Raw genomic sequence first — 16996 nt, forward strand, 5'->3', positions numbered from 1 at the left:
CCCGAACGGAAAGCGAGCGCCCCCGTGACCTTGGCCTCTCCCGCTCCCGCAGACGTCGCGGCATCCACCGCCCCGCTGCTGGACTTCCGCAACGTCGCCATGACGTTCCCCAACGGCACCACCGCCCTCTCCGGCGTCGACCTCACCGTCCAGCGCGGCGAGTTCGTCAGCGTCGTCGGCCCCTCCGGCTGCGGCAAGTCGACCCTGCTGCGCATCGCCTCCGGCCTCGAGACGGCGAGCGAAGGCACCGCCACCGTCGCCACCGACCGCATCGGCTACGTCTTCCAGGACGCGACCCTGCTGCCGTGGCGCGATGTGCGCTCCAACGTCGAGCTGCTCGCCGAGCTCAACTGGCAGCCCAAGCGCGTCCGCGCGCCGAAAGCGCAGTGGGCGATCGACCTCGTCGGCCTCAACGGCTTCGAGAAGCACCTGCCCAAGCAGATGTCGGGCGGCATGAAGATGCGCACCTCGCTCGCCCGCTCCCTGACGCTCGACCCCGAGCTGTTCCTCTTCGACGAGCCGTTCGGCGCGCTCGACGAGATCACCCGCGAACGCCTGAACGACGAACTGCTGAAGATCTTCGTCGCGCAGAAGTTCGGGGGGCTGTTCATCACCCACTCGGTCTCCGAGGCCGTCTACCTCTCCACCAAGGTCGTCGTGATGTCGGGCCGCCCCGGTCACCTCGTCGACACCTTCGAGGTCCCCTTCGACATGCCCCGCGATCCCGAGATCCGCTACACCGGCGAATTCGCGAAGCTCGTCGGCGAGGTCTCCCACGCCCTCCGGGAAGGACACTCATGAGCACCACCTCCGCAGAGCCCGTCGTCTCCGACACGGCCGAGTCCTCGGCATCCGTTCCCCCCGTCGAGCCGCCCCGCCCGCGCGTGGCGAAGACCCGACGCGGGTTCGGGGCCCGGGCCGCGCTCCTGGGCCCGCCCCTCGGCGTCCTCGTCGTACTGCTGGGCATCTGGTACGCGATCTCGCTCACCCTGAGCGCCTCGGGCAAGGGCTTCCTCATGCCCATGCCGCACGAGATGTTCACCTCGGGCTTCTTCGACCCGCAGGTGAGCAGCGACATCTGGGTCGCCCTGTTCCGCACCACGGGGGTCGCCCTCGCCGGCCTCGGGATCGCGATGATCATCGGCATCGGATGGGCCATCGCGATGTCGCTCGCCCGCTGGGTCGAGCGCTCCACGTACGCCTACGCGGTGGTGCTCCAGTGCATCCCGATCCTCGCGCTCGTGCCCCTGGTGGGCTTCTGGTTCGGCTACGAGTTCCTCGCCCGCGTGATCGTCTGCGTCCTGATCGCCCTGTTCCCGATGGTCTCGAACACGCTCTTCGGTCTGCAGTCGGTCGACAAGTCGCAGCGCGAACTCTTCCGCCTGCAGAAGGCCGACAAGTGGACCGTGCTCACCAAGCTCACCCTCCCGGCCGCGCTCCCCTCGATCTTCGTCGGCATGCGCACCTCCGCGGGGCTGTCGGTCATCGGCGCGATCGTCGGCGACTACTTCTTCCGCCGCGGCGAGCCGGGCATCGGCTCGCTCATCGCCAACTACCAGTCGCGCCTGCAGAGCGCGGAACTGTTCGCGGCGATCCTGGCCGCCTGCCTGCTGGGAGTTGCGATCTTCGCCTTCTTCGGCTGGTTGTCGAAGGTGGCCGTCGGTCGCTGGTACGACAGCACCCTCTGACCCGACCCAGACCCTCCGACCTCCGGATGCCACGCCCTCCGCTCGCGCCACCGCGCGGGTGGCGGCATCCGGCGTACCCGAAACACCCCGCACCCGAGAGCTCCACCCGTCACAGAAAGCGAACCAGCATGCAGCGCTCCACCCTCCTTCGCGGCACCGCCGTCACCGGCGCCGTCGCGATCGCCCTCACGCTCAGCTCCTGCGCCGGCAGCGCCGCGGAGACCGCTCCCTCGGCCGACCTGAAGATCGGCTCCGTCGACCTCTCGGCCGACTGCCCCTCGACGGTCGTCGTCCAGACCGACTGGAACCCCGAGGCCGAACACGGTCACCTGTACGAGATGATCAAGGACGACTACACGATCGACGCCAACACCAAGGCGGTCACCGGGCCGCTGATGTCGGACGGCGAGTACACGGGCGTGAATCTCGAGATCCGCGCGGGCGGCCCCGCGATCGGCTTCCAGACGGTCTCGGCGCAGATGTACCAGGACGACAAGATCACCCTCGGCTACGTCAGCACCGATGAGGCGATCCAGCTCTCGGGAACGACGCCCACCAAGGCCGTCTTCGCCCCGCTGGACATCAGCCCGACCATGGTCATGTGGGACCCGGCGACCTACCCCGACGTCAAGACCATCCAGGACGTCAAGCCCGCCCTCGAGAAGAACAAGGGCGTGTGGCGCTACTTCGACGGCTCGGCCTACATCGAGTACCTCAAGAGCTCCGGCCTCGCGTCGTCGGACGTGCTCGACGGTTCGTACGACGGCACCCCGTCGAACTTCGTCGCCGCCGGCGGCAAGGACATGCAGCAGGGCTTCGCCTCGGCCGAGCCGTACGTCTACCAGAACGAGGTCTCGGCCTGGGGCAAGCCGGTGAAGTTCGCCCTCATCCACGACTCCGGATGGCAGACCTACCAGTCGTCGGTGTCGGTCAAGGCGGACAAGTTCGACGAGCTCTCGCCCTGCCTGTCGAAGCTGGTACCTGTGCTGCAGAAGGCCGGCGTCGCGTACTACAAGGACCCGAAGGCCGCGAACGACCTGATCCTCAAGCTCGTCGACGAGTACGCCACCGGCTGGACCTACACGCAGGGCGTGGCGGACTACTCCGACAAGACGCAGGTCGACCTCGGCCTGGTGGGCAACGGCCCCGACTCGACCTACGGCAACTTCGACGACAGCCGCTTCTCGGACTTCTTCACCAAGGCGAGCAAGGTCTACACCGACCTGGGCACCCCGCCCGCGTCGGGCTACACCCCGGCCGACCTCTACACGAACGAGTTCATCGACAAGAGCATCTCGTTCTGACCGACCGGCCCGGTCCGCCTCGTGCGGGCCGGGCCGCTGGGGGGCGGTCCGGCCGCGCCCGCGCCCCGAAACCCGGTCACCGCTCCGTCGCGTGCACAACGCAGGAGATCCGCTGCCCCGCGCCGACTGACGCGCGAAACCGGGCCAGCCGGTCGGAGCACTCCTGCGTTGTGCACCGCTGCTCGGCGCCCCCAGCGGCACCCACCCCCGCCCGTTCCACCAGGAGACACACCCCATGAGCGACACCGCCACCCGCGTCCTCTCCCTCGAGGACGAACTGCTCGACCTGCTCGGCCCCGCCGCCGTCAGCACCGAACCGCGCGTGCGCGAACGCGCCAGCGTCGACGGCTCGCCGATGTCGCCGATCATCGCCGCGAAGCTCCCGCTGGGCCTGGCCGACCTCGTCGTCTTCGCCGCGGATGCCGAGCAGATCGCCACGGCCGTCGCCGCGGCATCCCGTCACGGTGTTCCGATCACGGTTCGCGGCAAGGGCACCGGCAACTACGGACAGGGCATCCCGATGCAGGGCGGTCTCGTCATCGACACCACGCGGGCCAAGGCGATCGTCGAGGTCGGCGACGGCTTCATCACCGCCGAGGCCGGCACCCCCATGGTCATGCTCGAGCAGGCCGCGTGGGCGAGCGGCCAGGCGCTGTGGATGTATCCCTCGACCGCGCAGTCGACGATCGGCGGCTTCCTCTCGGGCGGGTCCGGGGGCACCGGATCGATCGAGCACGGCTCGAACGACCGCGGTTTCGTCGCCGCCCTCGACGTCGTCCACGCCGACGGCAGCGCCGAGATCCTCCACGTCGAGGGCGACGAGGCCCAGAAGTACGTGCACAACTACGGCACCGCGGGCGTGATCGTGCGCGCGACCGTGCGCCTCGAACCGCTGCGCGAGTGGCGGGGACTCTGGGCGAGCTTCCCCGACTTCGCCGGGACCCTCTCCGTCGTGCAGACGATCGGCAACCTCACCCCCACCCCGCGCCTGGTTTCGGGCGACGGCGTCGAGATCTCGGCGGCCCTCCCCTCCGACGAGGCGATCCCCGAGGGGCGCTCGAGCCTGCGCGCGATCATCGACGCCTCGCTCATCGACGAGGTCACCGCGGTCATCGAGGGTGCGGGCGGCCGCGTCGAAGCGGTGCGGGAGGGCCCGCAGGCGAGCATCCGCCTGTCGATGCTCAGCTACAACCACCCGATCGAGTGGTACCAGAAGAGCCAGGCGTACGAGGTGTTCCACCTCGAGGTCGCGGGCGCCCCGCTGGCCGACGACATCGAAGCCGTCGAGTCGGTGTTCGCGGGCGGCAAGCTCCACATCGAGTCGACGAAGGCGTTCCCGATCGGCATGCTCGCCGCGCCGTACGTGAGCGAAGAGGACGTGTACCGCGGCATCGCCGAGCTCAACGCGATCGGTGTCGGCGTGCACAACCCGCACCAGTGGAACGTCGACTTCAACGTCGAGCAGACCGCCGAGACCGCCGCCGTCACCGACCCGAACGGCCTGTTGAACCCCGGAAAGCTCAACCCCGACTACACCGGAGCGCGCAAGGGAGCGATCATCTCATGACCCGTCTGCTGGCAGAACTGAGCGGCCCCGCGGCCGCCGAGGCCCTCACCGAGACCTCCATCGTCGTGCTGCCCACCGGCGCGATCGAGCACCACGGCCCGCACCTGCCCCTCGCGACCGACGCGATCGTCGCCGAGGCCTCCGCCACCGTCGCGGTCGCGCGCGCCGCCGCGCTGGGCCTCGACGTGTGGCAGCTGCCGACCCTGTCGATCACGAAGTCCGACGAGCACTCGTGGGCGCCGGGAACCCTGTGGCTCACCCCCGAGACGATGATGCAGACGATCGTCGACATCGGCCGGTCGCTCTTGACCACCCGGGCCCGCACCCTCGTGTTCCTCAACGGCCACGGCGGAAACGTCGCCCTGCTGAACGTCGCCAACCGCGAGCTGCGGCGCCGCTTCGGCCTGCGCACGTTCTTCATGCCCGCGGCGCGCGTGCCCTCGTTCGACGGCACCGACGGCGGACCCGATGAGCACGGCACCGGCATCCACGCCGGCCACGGCGAGACGAGCATGATCATGCACCTGCGCCCCGAGCTGGTCGACGCGACGCAGTTCGAGGCCACCGTTCCGGCGCACATCGGCGACTTCCGCCACATCGGCTTCAACGGCAAACCCGTGACCTTCGGCTGGCTGTCGAACGACTTCGGCCCTACGGGGGTGCTGGGCGATCCGACCGGAGCGAACGCCGCGCACGGCGCGCAGCTGTTCGAGGACAGCGTGTCGTTCGTCGTCGAGGCGCTCGAAGAGATCAGCCGATTCGACTACACCGCGTGAGCCGCTCGGGGCGGGCACAACTCCTGCAAACGTGGCGGTTTCGCGAGCCGTACGGCTCGATCGGCCCGTTCTGCAGGAGGTGTGCCGCACCCGGCTCGGCTCCGATCCCGGATGCCGCGGTCTCGGCGGTCACCGCGTGAGCGTCGCCGCCGAGACGGGCCAGGGCGTCCGCGCCTACGGCCAGGTGCTGCGCCTGCCCGGGGCCCGCAGCTTCGTCGCCGCGGGGATCCTCGCGCGCTTCCCCCGGGCGACCCTGTCGCTCGGCATCATCCTGCTCGTGTCGGCCGCGACCGGCAGCTTCGCCTCGGCCGGGCTCGTCGTCGCCCCCCTCGTCGTCGGCATGGCGGTGGCGGCCCCCCTGTGGTCGTCGCGCATGGACCGGCACGGCCAGGCCCGCGTCATCCTGATCTCGCTCGGATGCCTCGTGCTCGCGGCATCCGGACTGCTCGCCCTCGTGCTCACGGGTGCACCGTTCTGGACGTGGCTCGTGGCCGCGTTCGTCACGGGGGCGGCGACCCCCGACCTCACCTCGGCCGTCCGCGCGCGGTGGACGGTGCTGGCACCGCCGGCGCAGCGCACCCCCGCTCTGGCCCTCGAAACGATCGCCGACCAGATGGTGTTCATCTCGGGGCCGCCCGCCATCACCGCGGTGGCCGCTGCCCTCGACCCCGCGGTGGCGGTCCTCGGCTCGCTCGGGCTCGGAGTGATCGGCGGCGTGTGGCTCGCATCGCAGCGCGCGACGCAGCCCGCTCCGACACCGCGCGGGCCGCGCCGAGGCCTCGTCCTGCCTCCCGCCGGGGTGATCCCCATCGCGGTGGCCTGCATCGCCTTCGGCGGAGTGTTCGGCGCCTTCGACGTGAGCCTCGTCGGCTGGGCCGAGCTGAGCGAGCGGCCGTGGCTCGCGGGCCCGGCGTTCAGCGCCTTGGCCGTGGCCATCGCGATCGGCTCGGTCATCACCGGAGCGCGGACGTGGAAGCTCTCCCCCGCCGCGCGGTACATCCTCTTCGCCGCGCTCGCCTGCGCGGTCGCCCTCGCCCTGCCGTTCGCGCAGGGGTCCGCTCCCCTCCTGTTCGGGGTGATCCTCATCCTCGGGCTCGCGCTGTCACCGGTGATGGTGTCGGGCATCCTGGTGGCATCCGCCCGCGCCCCCGAGGGGCGCGTAACCGAGACCCTCGCCTACCCGACCGCGGCGATGTCACTCGGCGTGCCGATCGGCGGAGTGATCGCCGGAGCCGCCTTGGACTCCACCGGCCCCGCGGCAGCTCTCGTCACCATCGCGGTCTCGCTGGCGTGCGCGGCGGCGATCGCCGCGGTCGGCGAAGCGCTGCTGCGGATCACGCGGCGTCGCTGACGTCTCGCGCGTCGGTCAACGGGAGAGCGCTGCACCCAGGTGGCGCAGCGCCGAGATGTGGCCGTCGTCGGCGTGCAGGTCGAGCGTCGCGTGCGGGAGGCCGGCCTCGAGCATCCGAGCGTGAGCGGGAGGGATGACGCGATCGCGCTCGCCCTGGACGAGCAGAACGGATGCCGACACCTCGCCGAGCGCGAAACCCCAGGGGCGGGTGAAGGCGAGGTCGTCGTCGATGAGCCCCTCGGGTCCGTCGACTCCGGCCGCGCCGGCATCGGCTCCGAGAGACGCCCACTCGCCCTCGAGCGTCGCGAAGTCGGCATCCGTGAACTGCTCGGGATCGAACTCGTCGGTCTCGGCGAAGCGGCGACGTGACACTTCTCCGTCGACGGCCGACCGCAGCCCGCCCGGCGCCTGCATTCCGGTGAACCAGGCGTCGTCGCCGGTGAACGGCGCGGGGCTCGCGAAGGTCACGACGCTGCGGACCAGCTCCGGCATCTCCGCCGCGCACGCGAGAGCGTGAGGCCCGCCGCCAGAGGCGCCGACCGAGACGACGGATGCCGCGCCAAGGGCGTCGAGCACCGCAACGAGCCCCTCGGCGACGTCCGCGACGGTGCGGCCCGGCTGACGCGGCGACCCGGCGTAGGCGGGGCGGGCGACGGAGACCACGGCGAGACCGTGGGCATCGGCCGCACTCTGGACCGGAGCAAGGATCGCCCCGGTCTGCGGCGACCCGTGGTGCCACAACAGTACGTCGCGCCCCGCGACCTCGTCGACGGAGGTGTGGACGTCGAGTTCCGCGATGCGTCTGCGCATGTCCCCACGCTGTCACGGAGTCCCGTCGCGCGCGAGGGCGGGCCGGGATAGCGGGCGCTCTCGAGTCCGTGAGCGTCCAAGAAACCCGGATGATCGCGGCATCCCGTCCGGGTGTTTTGGACACTCAATTGGGATGGGGCCGCGCAGGTTGAGCGTCCGGAAGACGCCACCCCGGCGCGCGGGACGCGGAGTGGACGCTCAGCAGGAAAGACGCGGGGTCAGAGGATGACGCCGAACTCCTCGGCCAACGCCGGGAGCTCCTCGTGCAGCACGCGCGAGGCCTCGACCGCGAGCGGGTTGGTCGAGACGCCCCGGTCGTTGACGAGCATTCCACCGACGTAGACCTGCTGCAGATTGCGCAGGCCGCACGCGAGCACGTAGCTGCGCACGGGGTTCCACAGCGGTCCGATGTCGGGCGTGCGCGGATCGACGACCACGAAGTCGGCGAACTTGCCCACCTCGAGGCTGCCGACGCGGTCGTCGACGCCCATGATCTCGGCCCCGCCGAGGGTGTGGAGGCGCAGGACGCGCTCGGGCATCATCGACAGCGGGTCGTGGGTGCGGGCGCGCTGCATGAACATGCCCATGCGCATGTTCTGCCACGGGTCGGCCACGTCGGTGCAGGCCTGGTCATCGAGGCCCATGCCGACCTTCATGCCCTGCTCGAGCATCTCGGGCACGTGGGCGATGCCCGACGCCAGACGCCCGTTCGACGCGGGCTGCCACGACATGGATGCGCCGCCGGCGGCGGCATCCGCGATGATCTCGGGCGTCGTCTGAATGAAGTGGCCGAACATCATGCCCGGGCGGAGCGCTCCGGCGTTCTTGTACAGCTGGAACTTGGTCTGCTGGTGCTCGATCGCCTCGTACGTCTCGAGGAAGTGCGCCTGGTTGGTGACGCCGAAGCGGTCCATGACCGCGACCTCGATCTCGGCGGCATCCGGACGCGTCGACCACTGCACCTGGCCCATGATCGAGGCCCCGAGGGCGATGTCGGGATCCATCGCGAGCACGTGATCGAGCGAGGCCTCGAAGCGCGCGAAGATCTCTTCGTCGGTGCCGACGGTGGCATCGAGGGCGATCGAGTCGACGAAGCGGAGCCCCGCGTCATGGCATCCATCGGCCTGGCGGGTGTGCCAGGCGTGATCGCGCAGGATGCCGCCGCCGTCGGCGCGTTTGCCGTCAACCATCGGCTCCCAGGGCAGGAGCGGGTCGGTGAAGTTGTACGCCGTCGTCACGCCGTTCGCGAGGAAGTCGAGCGAGCCGTGCAGCGTCGCCCAGTAGATCTGGTCGGGCGAGGCGTTGTTGAGCACGCTGAACATCGATGTGCACCAGCCGTAGAGCGTCTGGTCGACGCCGAGTCCGCGCGAGCCGCTCGTGAAGAGGTGGCTGTGGGAGGAGACGAAGCCCGGGGCGACGAACTTGCCGTCGACGTCGAGGATCTCGTCGGCCGTCGTGCCCGGCGCGGGGTCGCCGACGCCGATCGCGGTGATGCGTCCGCCCTCGACCAGCATGTAGCCGCGCTCGATGTAGCCGGGGTCGTCGGTGCCCGCGGGGACCGTGATGAGACGTGCGTTCGTGACCAGGAGCGACATGTTGATGACGGTAACAATGGCGTGTTTCCGCGGTGTTCCGGGCGTGGGGCGGGTTGTTTGCGGGGACCCTCGTCCCCTTTACGCCGGTGTATGTCCCACAAATGGCCGACGGAGCGCCCCTCAACCCGCCACAAGTGGGACGAGGGTGCTCGAACACAGCGCCAGAGCAGAGCGTCGTCCCCCTTATGCGCAGTGCGTGGGCCCGGGCTGACCGACCGCGCGCACCGGAGTGCCGGCGGAGCACGACGGCGCACCGCCCACACGCTGAACGCCGCGTCCGCCCCGAGGGGCGGGCGCGGCGTCGTGGCAGGGCGGCTCAGGAGATGTGCGAGCCGCCGTTGATGTCGTAGGTCGCGCCGGTGATGTAGGCGGACCGGTCGCTCATGAGGAACTCGAAGAGGTTCGCGATGTCCTCGGCCGTCGCCTGGCGCCCGAGGGGCACGTCGGCGGCGAGCTTCGCCTCGAGCTCGTCGTTCGTCGCACCGGCGCGGATGTCGGTGGCGACGACGCCGGGGGTGACGGAGTTCACCGTGACGCCCGACGGTCCGAGCTCGCGCGCGACGGCGCGGGTGAAGCCGAGGATCGCGGCCTTGGCGGCCGAGTAGGGGACGCCGCCGAAGACGCCGCCCCCGCGGATGGCCGACACCGACGACATGTTCACGATGCGGCCGTACCCGCGCTCGACCATGCCCGCCGCGATCCGCTTGGTCACGATGTACGTGCCCGTGGCGTTGATCGACATGACACGGTTCCACTCGGCGAGCGTCGTCTGCAGGAAGCGGGTGGGCGAGGTGATCCCGGCGATGTTGGCGAGGGATGCCACGGGCGGGAGGTCGTTCTCGATGCGCGCGACCACGGCGTCGACCGCGGCCTCGTCGGTGACGTCGGCGCCGTAGCCGAACGCCTCGACGGCGAACTCCTCGCGGAGTTCCGCAGCGACGGCCTCGGCCGCGGCGGCATCCAGATCGATGACGGCGACGGGAGCGCCGGTCGCGGCGAGCGCGCGAGCGGTGGCGCGGCCGATACCGCGGGGCGAGCCGGCGCCGGTGACGACGGCGGTGGTGGGCTGGGACATGGGGTGTTCTCCTTCGAAACGGGTGGCGTTGGTCACACGGGGACGATCGCTGCGGCGAGCAGGGCGCTGAGATACTCGGCGGCGGCGCGGGCGGCATCCGCCCGGTCGGCGTCGGCGGTGTCGCGGGTCTCGAGCTCGAGAGCGAGGTCGCCGGTGTAGCCGACCTCGGCGAGCGCCGCGGCGAGGTCGGCGAAGTCCACCCGCCCGCGGCCGATCGAGTGGTGGATGTACCCGGGCTCGGCATCCCTCAGGTGCACGTGACGGGTGCGCGCGGCGTGCGCGGAGAGGAAGTCGCGAGGATCTCCCCCACCGGCGACGATGTGGCTGGTGTCGAGCACGACGCCGATCTCGGCCGGCAGGCGCGACAGCAGCGCCCCCGCGCGGTCGAGGTCGTACGTGAGGCGGAAGAAGTGCGGAGCCTCGACCCACAGCTCGATGCCGCGGGCACGGGCGGCGGCGGAGATCTCGACGAGCCGCGCGGCGACGAGGTCGAGGTCGGCGTCGAGGTCGACGACGGGGGCGTGCTCCTGCGCGCCGTTGGGCAGCACGAGGGCGTCGGATCCGATCGCGACGCACAGGTCGAGCAGGCGGTCGACGTGCGCGGCACGGCTGACGGCCGAACCCTCGGAGTCGGGGCGGTTGAGATCGCCCACGTCGGCGTTCACCGAGCGGACGCGGAGTCCGGATGCCACGACGGTGGCGGCCACGGCGGTCACGGCCGCGTCGTCGAGGTCGTAGGGCACGTGGTCGCAGACGCCCGGAAGGGCACCGAGGTCGATGCCCTCGAAGCCGCGGGCGCGGATCTCGGCGAGCGCCTCGGCGAGCGGCAGGTGGCGCAGCGTGATGGTCGAGCACGTGATGCGGGGGTCGGTGGCGGCCACGGTTCTCCTCCTCGAGTGTGACGGCCCGTTCGGGCTTGACGGCGAGACTATCTGTTCTATTGTTAACATTCAAACACTGAACGTGTTCCACCCGCTCCTCACCGGAGGTCGACGATGACCCGACTGTTCAATGACCCGGCCGATTTCCCCGCCGAGATGCTCGAGGGATTCGCCGCCGCCTACCCCGACATGGTCGCCCCCGTCCCCGGCGGGGTCGTGCGCAGCACCTCCTACGAGAGCGTCGCCGTGCTGGCCGGCGGCGGCTCCGGCCACTACCCCGCGTTCTGCGGCCTCGTCGGGACCGGCCTCGCGCACGGCGCCGTCGTGGGCAACATCTTCTCGTCGCCCTCGGCGTCGCAGGCGGTGTCGGTCGGCCGCGCCGCGGACCGCGGCCAGGGCGTCATCTTCACCTTCGGCAACTACGCCGGCGACGTCCTGCACTTCGGCGAAGCCGCCACCCGCCTCGCGGACGAGGGCATTGACGCGCGCATCGTCCTCGTCACCGACGACGTCGCCAGCGCCCCGCGCGACCAGATCGAGAAACGCCGCGGCATCGCCGGCGATCTCATCGTCTTCAAGGTGCTCGGCGCGGCCGCCGACGAAGGACTCCCCCTCGACGAGGTCGTCGCCGCCGGGCGCCACGCGAACGATCGCACCCGGACCTTCGGCGTCGCCTTCGACGGCTGCACGCTGCCCGGCGCCGATGCGCCGCTCTTCCGCGTCCCCGAGGGGATGATGTCGCTGGGTCTCGGCATCCACGGTGAACCGGGCGTGAAGGACGTGCCCATCGCCTCGGCCGACGACCTCGCCGCGATGCTCGTCGATCGGCTTCTCGACGAGCTCCCCGACGGCGTCGATCAGGCCCGCGGCCAGCGCGTCACCGCGCTGCTGAACGGTCTCGGCACGGTCAAGTACGAAGAGCTCTTCGTCGTGTGGCGCCGCGTCTCGCAGCTCCTGGATGCCGCGGGCGTCACCGTCGTGAGCCCCGACATCGGCGAACTGTGCACGAGCCTGGACATGGCGGGCATCTCGCTCACGCTCGTCTGGCTCGACGACGAACTCGAGCGCCGGTGGACCTCGCCCAGCCTCACGCCCGGCTACCGCAAGGGCAGCGCCCGGCCCACCGCGCAGCTGGACGCCGCCGCACGCGACGAGCTGCGCCGGCGCGCCGTCGTCTCGGGCGCGGAGATCGAGCCCGGGACCCCCGCGTCCCAGAACCTGGCCGCGGGGGTGCTGCGCGCGCTCGAGACGCTGCACTCCACGATGGTCACCCATGCCGCGGAGCTCGGCCGGATCGACGCGGTCGCCGGAGACGGCGATCACGGGATCGGCATGGAGCGCGGCACCCGCGCGGCGCTCGACGCCGCGCGAGCCGCCGCCGAGCGCGGAGCCGGGGCCGGAACCCTGCTCTCGCGCGCCGGCACCGCCTGGTCGGACGTCGCCGGCGGTACGTCGGGAGCCCTGTGGGGGGGAGCCCTGCGTGCCGTCGGCGCGTCTCTCGGCGACAGCGCGTCCGCCGATACCGCGCGCCTCGTCACCGCCCTCCTCGCCGGACGCGACGCCATCACCGGAACCGGCGGCGCGACCCTCGGCGACAAGACCATGGTCGACGTGCTGCTGCCCTGGTCCGGCGTGCTGTCGAGCGGGACCGCGGATGCCACTGCCCTCCGATCCGCGCGGGACACCGCCATCGCGGCGGCCCGGGAGACGGCGGGCCTCACCCCGCGCCTCGGCCGCGCCCGGCCGCTCGCCGAACGCAGCGTCGGCACACCCGACGCCGGCGCCGTCTCCCTCGCCCTGGCGATCGCCGCCCTCACCGATCTCGCGCTCGGGGACTCCACCCCGGCGCTTCCGCTCATCCAGGAAGGACGCTCATGACCGCGCTCGAACCCCTCCGCCTCGTCATCGGCTGCGACGACGCCGGCTACGACTACAAAGAGGCCCTGAAGGCCGACCTCGCGGCATCCGCTCTCGTCGTCGACGTGGTCGACGTGGGAGTGGACGCCGACGGCCACACCGCGTATCCGCACATCGCGGTGGACGCGGCCCGCATGGTCGCCGACGGCCGCGCCGACCGCGCGCTGCTCATCTGCGGAACGGGCCTGGGGGTCGCGATCGCGGCGAACAAGGTGCCCGGTATCCGCGCCGTGACTGCACACGATTCCTTCTCGGTCGAGCGCGCGGTGCTCTCCAACGACGCGCAGGTGCTGTGCATGGGCCAGCGCGTGATCGGACTCGAACTCGCGCGCCGTCTCGTGCGGGAGTGGCTCACGTACCGCTTCGACCCGTCGTCGGCGTCGGCCGAGAAGGTCGCGGCGATCTGCGGGTACGAAGCACCCGGAGCCGCGTGAGGAGCCGCGCCCGTCGGTCCTGGCTGCGGGCGACGGGCGCCTGGTGACGCCCCTCGCGGCAGCGGCGACTAGGTTGGTCTCCATGCCGACCTCCCCCTCGAGCGCTCTGCGCGGTCTCGGCAGTGTGAGTCGCAACACGCTGCGAGAGCAGATCCTCACGCGCCTGCGCGACGCGGTGTCGTCGGGAGAGCTGGCCCCCGGCACGCACCTGGGCGAGATCGAGCTGGCCGACTCGCTCGGGGTGTCGCGCGGCACGCTGCGTGAGGCCCTGCGCCATCTGCAGCAGGAGGGCCTGCTCGCCGCCGACTCGCGCGGACGCCTGTCGGTGCGGGTGGTGTCGGCCGCCGACATCCGCGAGATCTTCGACGTGCGCTACGCGCTCGAGTCGCTCGCGTGCGAGGAGATCTGCGCGTTCGACGACCGCTCCGACGCGGCGTCCGTGCTGCGCGAACGCCTCGACACGCTGAACGCCGCCGAGGAGTTCGCCGCGCGCGTTCGCGCCGACCTCGCCTTCCACGAGACCCTGTGCGAGCTCAGCGGCAACGCCACGCTGCTGCAGTCGTGGCAGCGGGTCGCCGGGCTCGCCCGCGCGGCGCTGACCAGCGGCGGACTCGACGTGGCGGTGGCGAACATGTCGATCGACCGGCACATGCCCCTCGTCGACATCCTCGTCGAGGGCGACCCCGACGCCGCGCGACGATTCCTGCGCGGACACATGGATGCCGCTGTCGAGCGCCTGCTCGACCGCGTCGAGGCCTGATCCTCTCACGCTGACCCGACGATCGCGCGATCGTCGAAGCGATCACCCCTGCCCCTCGTCGGCCCGCCGTCCTGCGGAGTGCGGTGCGCGGCATCCGGCGGGGCGGGGGCCCTCGGGCGTCTCTGCGGCACGCCGTCCAGCGGAGCGCACGATAACCCGCCCGCGGCGACCGCGGCCAGTGGCATCCGGAAAAAAATGTCCGCTGAGGTGTTGCGCTCAGGGTCCTACTGTTGCATTGTTAACAATCGAACCCAGAGCGTTCAGCCCGCCGGTCTCCATCGCTGGAGCACGCGGAGGCTATCGAAGAAGATAGGAAGACCCATGGCACAGGCCACGACGTCGACCCCGGTGCTCGGCACTCCCCACCGCTGGCGCGTTGCCGCCGGCAGCACCGTCGGCACGACCATCGAGAACTACGACTTCATCGGTTACGGCACCGCCGCAGCCCTGTACTTCGGAACGGCGTTCTTCCCCGACGCCGATCCCCTTACGGGCACCCTGCTGTCGTTCGCGACGCTCGGCGTCGGCTTCGCCGCCCGCCCCATCGGCGGCATCATCGGCGGCTACCTCGGCGACAAGATCGGCCGCAAGCCGGTGCTGATCGCCTCGCTTCTCATCATGGGCCTCGCGACGTTCGCGATCGGCATCCTGCCCACCTACGCCACGGTCGGTGTCGCCGCTCCCATCCTGCTCGTGGTGACCCGCATCATCCAGGGCCTCGCGTTCGGCGCCGAGTGGGGCGGCGCGATCCTCATGACGTACGAGCACGCCCCCTGGCGACGCAAGGGTGCGTTCGGCGCTCTGCCGCAGGCGGGCTTCCCGCTGGGGCTGCTGCTGGCCAACCTGGCGTTCTTCGCCAGCTCGGGACTGCCCGACGACTGGAAGTGGCGCACGCCCTTCCTGCTCTCCGCCCTGCTGGTGTTCGCCGGTCTCTACATCCGCTTGAAGGTGGAGGAGTCGCCCGAATTCGAGGAGATCAAGGAGGAGGGCAAGATCGAGAAGAACCCCCTCCTCAGCGTCCTGCGCTCCGACTGGCAGAACCTGCTGCGCGCCTTCTGCATGCGCATCGCCGAGACCGCCGGGTACGCGATCGCCATCACCTACATGTCGTCGTACCTCAAGAGCAACCAGCTCGCCGACCCGTCGCAGACCATCCTCGCGATCGTCGTCGCCGCACTCGTCGGCTTCCCCGCGACACTGTTCTGGGGATGGCTCACCGATCGCATCGGCCGCAAGCCCGTCTACGTCTTCGGCACGACGATGATCCTGCTGTCCGGCATCCCCCTGTTCCTCCTCGCCAATACCGGGGTGTTCCCGCTCATCGTCGCGGTGTTCGTCTTCAGCTTCGCGATCTGCCAGAACTCCCTCGCCGGAACGCAGGCGTCCTGGTTCCCCGAGCTGTTCAACACCGGCACGCGTTCCTCGGGTGCCTCGCTGGCCTATCAGCTCTCCGCGGTCGTGTCGGGCTTCACGGCCTTCTGGGCCGTGAGCCTCTTCCAGGCCTTCGGGTGGGTGGGCCCGGCGGTGCTCTTCAGCTTCTACGGCCTGGTCGGCCTCATCGCCGCCGTCCTCACTCCCGAGACCAACGGCCGCCGCCGCCGAGAGGCCGACGACGTCGCCGAGGCGGAGGCCAAGCGCGAGCTCGTCGGAGCCTGACCCCTTCGAGACGCCGGATGCCACGGACCCCGCCGGGTTCGTGGCATCCGGCGTCTCCGGGGGTCACACGAACGCCGCCCGCACGGCCGGCCCGATCTGCGCGAGCACCTCGTCGCGCGCGGGCGTCGAGGGGAACACCAGGAAGAGGTGCGGCACGCCCTCGCGGCGCAGGAACGTCGTCGGGACGTCGGAGGCCACGAGTCGTTCCGCGTACTCCTCCGCCTCGTCCGACAGCGGGTCCACCGCCGCGGCGACGATCACGGCGGGGGCCGATCCCGCCACCTCGGGGGCGCGCAGCGGCGCCGCCTCGAGGGGCACCGCACCCGCGGCATCCGGAACGTAGAGCCCCCAGTACCACTCCATTCCGCGCGCGGTCAGCGGCAGATCGTCGGTGTGCGCGCGATAGCTGGGGCGTGACGGATCGGGCGCGTCGAGCACCGGGCACAGCAGCACCTGACACCGGATGCCGGGAGCCCGCCCGTCCCGCGCACGCAATGCGAGCGCGGCCGCGAGGTTGCCGCCCGCGCTGTGCCCGGCGACGCCGAGGAGCGCGGGGTCGATGAGTCCGTCCGCCCCCGTCGCGGCGAAGCGCAGCGCGCGGTCGAGGTCGTCGAGGCCGGCCGGGAAGGGATGCTCGGGCGCGAGGCGGTAGTCGACGCTGAGCACCTGCGTGCCGGTGGCGACCGCGAGCGCGCGGCACAGGGCGTCGTTGTTGTCGAGGTTCCCGGCGACCCATCCGCCGCCGTGGGCGAACACCAGGGTTCCGCGGTGTTCGGCGCGCGGGCGGTACAGGCGCAGGGCCAGGCCCTCGGCCTCGAGGTCGATCGATTCGAGGCCGTCGTCGTCGGGCACGCGGACCCACGACGGATTCGCCCGCAGCTCCGAGAGGCGCGCGGCGTCGTCGCCCTCGGCATCCGTCGCTCCGGAGGGGAGCGAGCCCGCCCGGGCGGCGAGGCGCTCGAGATGAGCGCGCACGGCGAGGTCGGTGATCGCGGGGTGCACGGCGTCGGCCACGGGTGCCCTTCTGTCGAGTGTCCAGAACACGCCGCGCGGGCTCTTCCGTGGCGGCGTGTTCTGGACACTCGACGGGAAGGCGGTGGGCGGCGGTGAGTCGAGCGTAGAGCGAGGGATGCCGCCGACCCGGCGCGGACGACCATCTTTCACGCCGCCGAAACACGGGCG

15 protein-coding genes are annotated in these 16996 nt (G+C 71.2%); 10 read left to right on the forward strand and 5 right to left on the reverse strand.

Features of this window, described 5'->3' with window-relative positions; translation table 11 throughout:
* Positions 1-24 precede the first annotated feature (24 nt).
* The 6 genes from QBE02_RS09315 to QBE02_RS09340 all read left to right on the forward strand — a co-directional run bounded on the left by QBE02_RS09315 (position 25) and on the right by QBE02_RS09340 (position 6686).
* Complete coding sequence (locus QBE02_RS09315; RefSeq protein ID WP_200914124.1) at positions 25-801, forward strand: ABC transporter ATP-binding protein; 777 nt, start codon at positions 25-27, stop codon at positions 799-801.
* Positions 798-1688 carry an ABC transporter permease gene (locus QBE02_RS09320; protein WP_074696152.1) on the forward strand — a complete coding sequence of 297 codons (891 nt, stop codon included), beginning with the start codon at positions 798-800 and terminating at the stop codon, positions 1686-1688. Before QBE02_RS09315 ends, QBE02_RS09320 begins: the two co-directional genes overlap by 4 nt.
* Positions 1689-1816: 128 nt before the next feature.
* Positions 1817-2992 carry an ABC transporter substrate-binding protein gene (locus QBE02_RS09325; protein WP_279365473.1) on the forward strand — a complete coding sequence of 392 codons (1176 nt, stop codon included), beginning with the start codon at positions 1817-1819 and terminating at the stop codon, positions 2990-2992.
* Positions 2993-3227: 235 nt separating this feature from the next.
* A complete protein-coding gene (locus tag QBE02_RS09330; RefSeq protein WP_279365474.1) occupies positions 3228-4559 on the forward strand; it encodes an FAD-binding oxidoreductase in 1332 nt (443 codons plus the stop codon).
* Positions 4556-5335 carry a creatininase family protein gene (locus QBE02_RS09335; RefSeq protein WP_279365475.1) on the forward strand — a complete coding sequence of 260 codons (780 nt, stop codon included), beginning with the start codon at positions 4556-4558 and terminating at the stop codon, positions 5333-5335. The genes QBE02_RS09330 and QBE02_RS09335 overlap by 4 nt, the downstream gene beginning before the upstream one ends.
* 31 nt (positions 5336-5366) lie before the next feature.
* Positions 5367-6686 (forward strand): MFS transporter, encoded by a 1320-nt coding sequence (locus QBE02_RS09340; RefSeq protein WP_279365476.1) that lies wholly within the window; start codon positions 5367-5369, stop codon positions 6684-6686.
* Between the two features lie 15 nt (positions 6687-6701).
* Here the strand turns inward: QBE02_RS09340 and QBE02_RS09345 are convergent, their stop codons facing one another.
* The 4 genes from QBE02_RS09345 to QBE02_RS09360 all read right to left on the reverse strand — a co-directional run bounded on the left by QBE02_RS09345 (position 6702) and on the right by QBE02_RS09360 (position 11047).
* A complete protein-coding gene (locus QBE02_RS09345) occupies positions 6702-7496 on the reverse strand; it encodes an alpha/beta fold hydrolase (protein ID WP_279365477.1) in 795 nt (264 codons plus the stop codon).
* 218 nt (positions 7497-7714) lie between these two features.
* On the reverse strand, positions 7715-9091 hold the full coding sequence (locus QBE02_RS09350) for an amidohydrolase family protein (RefSeq protein ID WP_279365478.1): 1377 nt from the start codon (positions 9089-9091) through the stop codon (positions 7715-7717).
* 316 nt (positions 9092-9407) lie between these two features.
* Entirely contained in the window at positions 9408-10166 is a 759-nt protein-coding gene (locus tag QBE02_RS09355) for an SDR family NAD(P)-dependent oxidoreductase (RefSeq protein WP_279365479.1), read from the reverse strand.
* Between the two features lie 32 nt (positions 10167-10198).
* Positions 10199-11047: a sugar phosphate isomerase/epimerase family protein gene (locus tag QBE02_RS09360; protein ID WP_279365480.1), complete on the reverse strand. Its 849-nt coding sequence runs from the start codon at positions 11045-11047 to the stop codon at positions 10199-10201.
* 114 nt (positions 11048-11161) lie between these two features.
* Here QBE02_RS09360 and QBE02_RS09365 point away from each other — a divergent pair, with 114 nt between their 5' ends.
* The 4 genes from QBE02_RS09365 to QBE02_RS09380 all read left to right on the forward strand — a co-directional run bounded on the left by QBE02_RS09365 (position 11162) and on the right by QBE02_RS09380 (position 15814).
* A complete protein-coding gene (locus tag QBE02_RS09365; RefSeq protein WP_279365481.1) occupies positions 11162-12925 on the forward strand; it encodes a dihydroxyacetone kinase family protein in 1764 nt (587 codons plus the stop codon).
* Positions 12922-13398, forward strand: coding sequence for a ribose-5-phosphate isomerase (locus QBE02_RS09370; RefSeq protein ID WP_279365482.1), 477 nt, complete (start codon positions 12922-12924; stop codon positions 13396-13398). Before QBE02_RS09365 ends, QBE02_RS09370 begins: the two co-directional genes overlap by 4 nt.
* Positions 13399-13480: 82 nt before the next feature.
* Entirely contained in the window at positions 13481-14158 is a 678-nt protein-coding gene (locus QBE02_RS09375; RefSeq protein ID WP_058623079.1) for a GntR family transcriptional regulator, read from the forward strand.
* A 321-nt stretch (positions 14159-14479) separates the two neighbouring features.
* Entirely contained in the window at positions 14480-15814 is a 1335-nt protein-coding gene (locus QBE02_RS09380; RefSeq protein WP_103206993.1) for an MFS transporter, read from the forward strand.
* 63 nt (positions 15815-15877) lie between these two features.
* Here QBE02_RS09380 and QBE02_RS09385 read toward each other — a convergent pair whose 3' ends face one another.
* Positions 15878-16828 (reverse strand): alpha/beta hydrolase, encoded by a 951-nt coding sequence (locus tag QBE02_RS09385; RefSeq protein ID WP_279365483.1) that lies wholly within the window; start codon positions 16826-16828, stop codon positions 15878-15880.
* Positions 16829-16996: the final 168 nt, after the last annotated feature.

The organism is Microbacterium testaceum, assembly GCF_029761935.1.
In the GTDB taxonomy this organism is placed as follows: domain Bacteria; phylum Actinomycetota; class Actinomycetes; order Actinomycetales; family Microbacteriaceae; genus Microbacterium; species Microbacterium testaceum_A.

Excerpts from the sequence above, each read along its gene's own strand:
- QBE02_RS09355 (WP_279365479.1), bottom strand. The coding sequence starts at position 10,166 with ATGTCCCAGCCCACCACCGCCGTCGTCACCGGCGCCGGCTCGCCCCGC.
- QBE02_RS09375 (WP_058623079.1), top strand. The coding sequence starts at position 13,481 with ATGCCGACCTCCCCCTCGAGCGCTCTGCGCGGTCTCGGCAGTGTGAGT.
- QBE02_RS09365 (WP_279365481.1), top strand. The coding sequence starts at position 11,162 with ATGACCCGACTGTTCAATGACCCGGCCGATTTCCCCGCCGAGATGCTC.
- QBE02_RS09350 (WP_279365478.1), bottom strand. The coding sequence starts at position 9,091 with ATGTCGCTCCTGGTCACGAACGCACGTCTCATCACGGTCCCCGCGGGC.
- QBE02_RS09330 (WP_279365474.1), top strand. The coding sequence starts at position 3,228 with ATGAGCGACACCGCCACCCGCGTCCTCTCCCTCGAGGACGAACTGCTC.
- QBE02_RS09380 (WP_103206993.1), top strand. The coding sequence starts at position 14,480 with ATGGCACAGGCCACGACGTCGACCCCGGTGCTCGGCACTCCCCACCGC.
- QBE02_RS09335 (WP_279365475.1), top strand. The coding sequence starts at position 4,556 with ATGACCCGTCTGCTGGCAGAACTGAGCGGCCCCGCGGCCGCCGAGGCC.
- QBE02_RS09370 (WP_279365482.1), top strand. The coding sequence starts at position 12,922 with ATGACCGCGCTCGAACCCCTCCGCCTCGTCATCGGCTGCGACGACGCC.
- QBE02_RS09325 (WP_279365473.1), top strand. The coding sequence starts at position 1,817 with ATGCAGCGCTCCACCCTCCTTCGCGGCACCGCCGTCACCGGCGCCGTC.
- QBE02_RS09320 (WP_074696152.1), top strand. The coding sequence starts at position 798 with ATGAGCACCACCTCCGCAGAGCCCGTCGTCTCCGACACGGCCGAGTCC.
- QBE02_RS09345 (WP_279365477.1), bottom strand. The coding sequence starts at position 7,496 with ATGCGCAGACGCATCGCGGAACTCGACGTCCACACCTCCGTCGACGAG.